The sequence below is a fragment of the Tessaracoccus massiliensis genome, assembly GCF_000826065.2.
GTDB lineage: Bacteria > Actinomycetota > Actinomycetes > Propionibacteriales > Propionibacteriaceae > Arachnia > Arachnia massiliensis_A.
Window position 1 is genome coordinate 575,196 of sequence record NZ_LN623541.1, and the last position, 7,288, is coordinate 582,483.

General features: G+C 64.8%; 6 protein-coding genes. All 6 read left to right on the forward strand.

The window, feature by feature from the left end:
* The first annotated feature begins 2 nt into the window (after window positions 1-2).
* Window positions 3-2,282 (forward strand): VirB4-like conjugal transfer ATPase, CD1110 family, encoded by a 2,280-nt coding sequence (locus BN1186_RS06980; RefSeq protein WP_425471479.1) that lies wholly within the window; start codon window positions 3-5, stop codon window positions 2,280-2,282.
* Window positions 2,283-2,288: 6 nt separating this feature from the next.
* Window positions 2,289-3,899: a M23 family metallopeptidase gene (locus BN1186_RS16245; protein ID WP_281278443.1), complete on the forward strand. Its 1,611-nt coding sequence runs from the start codon at window positions 2,289-2,291 to the stop codon at window positions 3,897-3,899.
* Window positions 3,900-3,912: 13 nt separating this feature from the next.
* Window positions 3,913-4,125, forward strand: coding sequence for a hypothetical protein (locus BN1186_RS06990; RefSeq protein ID WP_040283360.1), 213 nt, complete (start codon window positions 3,913-3,915; stop codon window positions 4,123-4,125).
* 207 nt (window positions 4,126-4,332) lie between these two features.
* Window positions 4,333-5,271: a tyrosine-type recombinase/integrase gene (locus BN1186_RS06995; protein ID WP_052459764.1), complete on the forward strand. Its 939-nt coding sequence runs from the start codon at window positions 4,333-4,335 to the stop codon at window positions 5,269-5,271.
* On the forward strand, window positions 5,268-6,203 hold the full coding sequence (locus BN1186_RS07000) for a tyrosine-type recombinase/integrase (protein WP_040282820.1): 936 nt from the start codon (window positions 5,268-5,270) through the stop codon (window positions 6,201-6,203). The genes BN1186_RS06995 and BN1186_RS07000 overlap by 4 nt, the downstream gene beginning before the upstream one ends.
* A complete protein-coding gene (locus BN1186_RS07005) occupies window positions 6,196-7,188 on the forward strand; it encodes a tyrosine-type recombinase/integrase (protein ID WP_040282704.1) in 993 nt (330 codons plus the stop codon). Before BN1186_RS07000 ends, BN1186_RS07005 begins: the two co-directional genes overlap by 8 nt.
* The last annotated feature ends 100 nt before the right edge of the window (window positions 7,189-7,288 follow it).

Below are 7,288 nucleotides of genomic sequence, written 5' to 3' on the forward strand. Positions count from 1 at the left end.
TACTGGGCTACGAAGCGATCATGCCCAGCGGCGTCGCCTGGCTCGGTGAAGATGAATGGTCGATGACACTGGGCATTAGCGACATCAACTATGTCGCAGCCGCCGAAGACCAGCAGACGAGCATCGTTGACCGCTGGGCACGATTCCTGAACAGCTACGGTGCAGGCACCCGCGTACAGGAAACCATCGTGAACCGCGTGCTCGATGACGCCGACGTGAGCCAGCTTGTGCAAAAGCCGCTGCGAGGCGACGAGTTCGATTTCTTCCGCACCGACTTCAACCGAATCGTGCGCGACAAGCTCGCGGCCGCCAGCGGTAACACGGTCACGGAGAAGTACCTGACCGTCACCGTGCAAGAAAGCGACCTCGAAAAGGCTGAAACGACCCTCACACGCATCTTCCACGAGGCCGAGGCAGCGCTGCAAGGCATGGACGGGTGCCAGGTGCACCGGCTCAACCGAGCCGAGCGCCTCGAAGTGTTCAGCCACATTCTGCGACCACACGAACTGTTCACATTCAACGAAGACGAGTTCGAGCCGAACCGCAAGCTTGCGACCGCCGATTTCGTCGCGCCCTGGGAGATTGACGCCAAGGACAAGAACGGCCCGCTCATCCTCCGCAACGGCTCGGGAGACACTTACCACACCGTGCTTTGGATGCGCGATTACCCCGTGTGGCTGTCTGATCGGCTCATCTCAGAGCTGACCGAAATCAAGTGCGACCTGACTATCTCGCTGCACCTTGAACCCCTCGAACAGGTCGAGGGCATGAGTCTTGTGCAGCGGCAGATCGCAGAGCTTGAAATGCAGAAGATCACCGAGCAGAAGCGCGCGACGAAGCAGGGCATCGATAAAGAAATGATCCCGCGCGCCGTCAAGGACAATCTCGAAGAGGCCCAAGGCCTCCGCGATGAGCTGCGCAGCTCGAACCAAAAACTGTTCTCAACGGTCATGGTTATGGGAGTGAGCGCCACGTCACGCGAGAAGCTGGAACAGAACGTGAAGCGCGTGATGACCGTGATTCGCAAGCAGAGCTGCACCGCCGAGGTCGCAACCTACATGCAGCTCGACGGCCTGACGACCGAGCTGCCTATCGGCCGCCGCCGTATCCCCATGCGACGCACGCTGACCACAGCCGGAGCCGCAATCATCGTGCCCTTCACCACGCAAGAGCTGTTCGTTCCCGGTGGCAACTGGTACGGCGTGAACGCACAGAGCAGCAACGCGCTCGTGGCTGACCGTACCCGTACCACTAACGGCAACGGCTTTATTCTCGGCACTAGTGGCTCGGGTAAGTCGCAGAGCGGCAAGATGGAGATTACGAACGTGCTCCTGAGCCGCCCAGACGATGACGTAATCGTGATCGACCCCGAGCACGAGTACGAACCGCTCATCGAGGCATTCGGCGGCGAAGTCATCCGTATTCACGCGGGCAGTGAGCAGCGCGTGAACCCGATGGATATTGAGCTCAACTTCACGACCGGCGAAGACGACCCGATCAACGCCAAGTGCGAGTTCGTGCTGACCATGCTCGAAGCGCTCGTGGGCGGCAAGGCTGGACTGACGCCCGAGCAGCGTTCAGTCGCAGACCGCAGCACCCTCACGCTCTACAGGAAGTACGCCGCCGAAGGCGGGCCAATGCCTACCCTGGTGGAGCTGCGCGAAGCACTCGCACAGAGCGGCGAAGACGCAGGCCGCGAGCTGGCGCGAATGCTCGAAATCTACACGATTGGCTCGCTCGGCGGATTCTCGAACCGCACGAACGTCAACCCGGCAAACCGGCTTGTGTCGTGGGATATTTCCAAGCTCGGTAACGAGCTGCGCACGTTCGGCATGATGGTCATTCTCGATCAGATTTGGAACCGCGTAGCTCGCAACCGTGCCGAGGGCCGCCGCACCTGGCTCTACATTGATGAGTTCCACCTGCTGTTCTCGAACAAGTACAGCGCGGATTACTTCCGCGGCCTGTACAAGCGTGCGCGCAAGTGGGGGCTGATCCCCACCGGCATCACGCAGAACATCGAAGAGCTGCTGGCAAACCAGGACGCACGCCTGATGCTCGCTAACTGTGACTTCCTGCTGCTGCTGGGCCAGAACGCAACTGACGCCGACAGTTTGTGCGAGCTGCTGCACTTCTCCGAAGAGCAGCGCCGATTCTTCACGAATGTACAACCAGGCCACGGCCTCATGCGCTCAGGTAATGCGGTGATCCCGATGGACGGTCGCATCCCGACCGATTCAGCACTGTACAAGCTGTTCTCAACGTCATTCGGAGAGAGGTAACCCCCAATGAAAGGCCTTCGCAGCTCCAACCCGCAGGGTGAAGCATCCGACAACCTCGCGCGGCTCTCGCTCAATAAGCGCTCGGTGCAGATCATCGGTGGCGATGATCCCACGGACGCGCCCACCGGCACGAGCGGCGGAGCGCTCGGCCGCGGAATGCGCGGCACTGCGAAGGCCGCAGGCAAAGCAGGCGCGGGAGCTGCGAAGGGCGCGGGCGACAGTGTTGTGAAGGGCACCGCGCTTGCGGCCACCACCGCCAAGACGGCTGACGGCGACGAGGACGCGGTAGACCTCGCTACCCGCGAGGGCGAGAATGTCGCTCTCGCAGGCGCGAAGCGAGGCACCGCCGCCACAGCCAAGACCGCGGGCCGAGGCGTGCGTTCGGGCGGCCAGCTCACAGGGAAGGCCGTCAAGGGCGGCATCGTGGCGTCGCAGAAGCGCGCCGCCGCAGCGAAGGCCGCCAAGACCACCGCGAGCACAGGCACGTCGATCACCCGGTTTGCCGCAGCTCAGGCCCGCGCGGCCGCCGCCGCAGCGAACGCGCTGCGTACCATCGTCGCGGCCGTTGCGGCCGTCGCCACTTCGACACCGATCATCACGATTGTGTCAGCAGTGCTCGCCGTGGTGCTGCTCATCATTGCCCTACTGGCATTCTTCGCACCCGCCAGCGCCGCCGCGTGCAGCTTCAACACAGGCGGCCGTATCGACCCCAGCAAGGTGCCCGCCATCAGCATTTCGGGATACGGCCATGAGCAACTGGTGAACGCCGCACACATCATCCAGGCCGCCCAAGATCGCGGCCTGAGCGTGCGCGATCAGACCATCGGCGTCATGACCGCTATGGGTGAGTCGAGCTTGCAGGTACTCGAGCACGGTGACGCCGCAGGCCCGGATAGCCGAGGCCTGTTCCAACAGCGCGACAACTGGGGCACACTCGAAGACCGGCTCGACCCCTACATTTCAGCGGGCAAGTTCTTCGACGCCATGATTCAGAAGGTGCCCGAGGCCGAGCGTCAGAGCCTCGCCCCGACGCTCGTAGCTCACAAGGTGCAGGTCAACCAAGACCCGTTCCACTACGAGATTTACTGGGTGCCCGCAACCGCCGTGGTCGCTGCACTGTCAGGCCTCGATTCGAGCCTGCTTAGCGGCAGCGGGAGCTGCGAAACGATCCCAGGCATTCCCGGCGAAATCGGTCTCGACGGATGGGCGCGACCCGGTAACGGCCCCCTCAACGGAGGCTTTGGGCCTCGCGAAGTCATCCAGACCCCGGCCGGGCCGACACAGCCATTCCACTACGGCATTGACCTTGAAGCCGGAGGATGCGGCGGCCCCATCTGGGCAGCCCGAGACGGCGAAGTAAGCCGCGTATTCGACGGCGGCGGCGGAGGAATGATTATCGAGATTGACCACGGCGAAGGCCTCGTGACTTGGTACGTCCACAGCTACACAAACGAAATCATGGTTTCTGCAGGGCAGAAGGTCAAAGCCGGAGACCAAATCGCGCTCACTGGCAGCTCGGGCTACAGCACCGGTTGTCACCTGCACTTCGAGGTGCACTTAAATGGCACCGCCGTTGATCCCCTCCCCATCCTCACCGCCGCTGGCTTTACGTTCTAAGGAGCACCACACCATGATTGACCGCAAGCGACTCACGCTCATCATCATCGGCTGCATCGCAGCAGCCGCGATTCTCGCAGGCCTCATCATGTGGCTCGTGCTCGCCAACCAGAACAACGATGAGGACGACGCGCAGCCCGACACATCGAGCCAGATCGAAGAAACGCCCACCATCACGTTCACCGAGGAACAGCAGCAAACCGGCTCTTCACAATCGAGGGTGTAGTCGGGGTTTGAATCCGCCGGCCTCGAGGAGGCTGCGGGCGATGGTATGTCGACCTCGGGGTTATGTTGACCGGCGTCCTGGGGAGCGTGCTCCAGCGCGGGTTGGGCCCTGATCCGGTCAACATAACGATGAGCGTCCGAGTCGGGGTTCGCTTGATCTGACCAGGCGATCGCTGGGATCGCCTGGCTTCGGGTCAGGAGGACCAAGATGGTGATTCATCGTGATCAGCGCCGCGCCGACACGCGGGACGTGCTGGATGAGTTCGAAGCGTGGCTGCTGCGGGAGCGGTCCACGCAAGAGGGCACCGCTGCTGCCTACACCGCCCGCGTCGCGGGGTTCGTGGAGTGGCTTCCCGCGCCGGTCGATCAGTCGCTGAAGACGCTGACCGCGGCGATGCTGACGCAGTGGGTGAACCTGGAAGCGGCACGCGGGCTGAAGGCATCGACCCTGAGCAAGCAGCTGGTGATGCTGCGCTCGTTCCTGCAGTTCTGCCACCGGTCAGGGCGGACCGGGCAGGACTTCTCCGGGGTCGTGCCTCACGCGGCGGCATGGCGGCTCTCGTCGATCCCTGACCCGGTCCCGGCCGGGACGATCGAGGCGTTGTTCGGCACTCTCGATCTGCGGTCGGCGAAGGGGATGCGCGACCGGGCGATCCTGCTGCTGTTGTCCGGTCTGGGCCTGCGGGCCTGCGAGATCGCCGGCCTGCGGTTGGACGACATCGGCTGGCGCACCGGAACCCTGCGCGTCTGTGGGAAGGGCGACAGGGTTGACGAGTTGCCGCTGTCCGAGGATGTGGGGCAGGCGTTGGAGGACTACGTGCTCCACGGCCGCGGCGGCCGGACTGCTGGCGAGGAAGTGTTCTGGACCGTGATCGACCCGGTCCAGCCGCTGACCGCGAACGGTGTCTGCGGGACGATCCGGCAGATCTGCGTCAAGGCTGGGGTGGAGAAGTTCGGCCCGCACCGGCTGCGGCACACGTTCGCGACCGGGATGCTCGCCTCCGGGGCGACGCTGCAAGAGGTTCAAGGGCTGCTACGCCACGCCCACCTGCGCACGACCGCGAACTACACCAAGGTCGACAAGAACCGGCTGAGCGCACTGGCCACCGAGTGGCCGGCAGCGGCATCGGGCAGGTGGTCACGATGAACGGCCTACGCGACCTCCTGGACGACTACCTGGCGACCCGGCGGGCACTCGGGTTCAAGCTGACCGCGCCGGGCAAGGCGCTGGACGGGTTCGTGGGCTGGATGGAAGAGGCCGGCGAGCCCACGATCCGTCGCGACCTGGCGACCGCGTGGGCGGCGCAGTTCTCTCGCGGCACGGTGCTGGAGCGGTTGAACTACGTCCGCCAGTTCGCCGAGCACGTCGCCTGGTTCGACCCCGCGACCGAGGTCCCGATCCTCGACGGGCGCCCCTACGGCGCTCATCGCCCTCGCCCGCTGATCTTCACCAGCGACCAGATCGACACGCTGCTCGCCGCGGCGGGGAGGCTGACCCCGCAGGTCCGGGCCGCGTCCTGGCAAACACTGCTCGGGCTGCTGACGGTGACCGGGATGCGGATCAGCGAGGCCCGCAACCTCAACGACGACGACATCACCACCGACGAGGACGCCAGTGATGGCAGCGGCTGGGCCAAGGTGACCGACACGAAGTTCGGCAAGTCCAGGCTCGTCCCGCTGCACAAGTCCACGATGGACGCGATCCGCCGATACCAGCGGCTCCGGGATCGGACGTTCCCTACCCCGGCCACGACAGCGGTGTTCGTCGCCAGGCGCGGCACCCGGATCGCCCGCTCGACCGCGGGAAACACGTTCCGCGAGATCCGCGAGGCAGCCGGGCTGGCCGGTGGTCCGACCGGACCGGCGGCGAGGTTGCACGACTTCCGGCACACGTTCGCCACGACCACCCTGATCGAGCACATCCGTGTTGGTGGTGATGTCGATCAGATGATGCCGGTCCTGTCGGCGTTCCTCGGACACGTCGGCCCGGAAGCGACCTACTGGTATCTGTCGAACACCCCGGAACTGGCAGCGGCCCTCGCCGAACGCATCCAAGCGAACGGGGCCGGCGATGAGTGACCTCGCGCCGCTGCTGCAACGGTTCTTCACCGACAAGCTCGACCGGCACCTGAACGCCAGCCCGCACACGAAAGCCGCCTACGCCGACACGTTCCGGCTCCTGCTGACCTACGCCCAGCAGGCCACCGGGATCGCCCCATCAGCGTTGACCCTGGCCGATCTGGACGCGGACCTGATCGGCGGATTCCTCCAGCATCTGGAAACCGAGCGCGGCAACTCCGCCGCGACCCGCAACGCCCGCCGGGCCGCACTGCGGTCGTTCTTCAGCTACGCCAGCTACCGGGCACCCGACGCGATCGCAACGATCAGCCAAGTCCTCGCGATCCCCGCGAAACGCACGAAGACCACCCTCGTGTCGTTCCTGACCGCTGCCGAGGCCGAAGCCCTCATCGCAGCCCCGGACACCCGGACCTGGCTCGGGCGCCGAGACCGGCTCCTGCTGCACCTGGGCATCCAAACCGGGTTGCGCGTCAGCGAGCTGACCAGCCTGCACATCGACAGCATCCAGATCGGCCCGCACAGCCAGCTCGAATGCATCGGCAAGGGCCGCAAGCAACGCGTGATCCCGCTCCAGAAGAACACCGTCCAACTCCTCACCGCCTGGCTCAGCGAGCTTCCGTCCACACCGGACGGGCCACTGTTCCCGACGCACGCCGGGACGCCGCTGACCAGGGCTGCGGTCGGCAAGCTCATCGCCCGTCATACCGCTGCCGCGGCCGGCCGGTGTTCTTCGCTGGCCGGGAAGAACGTCACCCCGCACACGCTGCGGCACACCTGCGCAATGAGCCTGCTGCATGCCGGGATCGACACCGCGAGCATCGCGCTCTGGCTCGGGCACTCGAACATCCAGACCACGCAGATCTACCTCCACGCCGACCTCGAACTCAAACGCCGAACCCTGGAACGCGTTCCCGCCGTCGATGAGCGGCCACCAGCTCGCTACCAAGCCTCCGACGCTCTCATCGCGTTCCTCAAGAACCGCTGAACCCCGCACGGTTATGTTGACCGGCTCAGGCGCCGACTCCCACAAGGACAGCGCTCCCAGGACGTCGGTCAGCATAACCCCGAGGTCGACATACCATCGC

Bases quoted from the DNA above. Each gene is read 5' to 3' on its own strand.
- BN1186_RS16245 (WP_281278443.1), top strand. From the start codon at position 2,289: ATGAAAGGCCTTCGCAGCTCCAACCCGCAGGGTGAAGCATCCGACAAC.
- BN1186_RS06990 (WP_040283360.1), top strand. From the start codon at position 3,913: ATGATTGACCGCAAGCGACTCACGCTCATCATCATCGGCTGCATCGCA.
- BN1186_RS06995 (WP_052459764.1), top strand. From the start codon at position 4,333: ATGGTGATTCATCGTGATCAGCGCCGCGCCGACACGCGGGACGTGCTG.
- BN1186_RS07000 (WP_040282820.1), top strand. From the start codon at position 5,268: ATGAACGGCCTACGCGACCTCCTGGACGACTACCTGGCGACCCGGCGG.
- BN1186_RS07005 (WP_040282704.1), top strand. From the start codon at position 6,196: ATGAGTGACCTCGCGCCGCTGCTGCAACGGTTCTTCACCGACAAGCTC.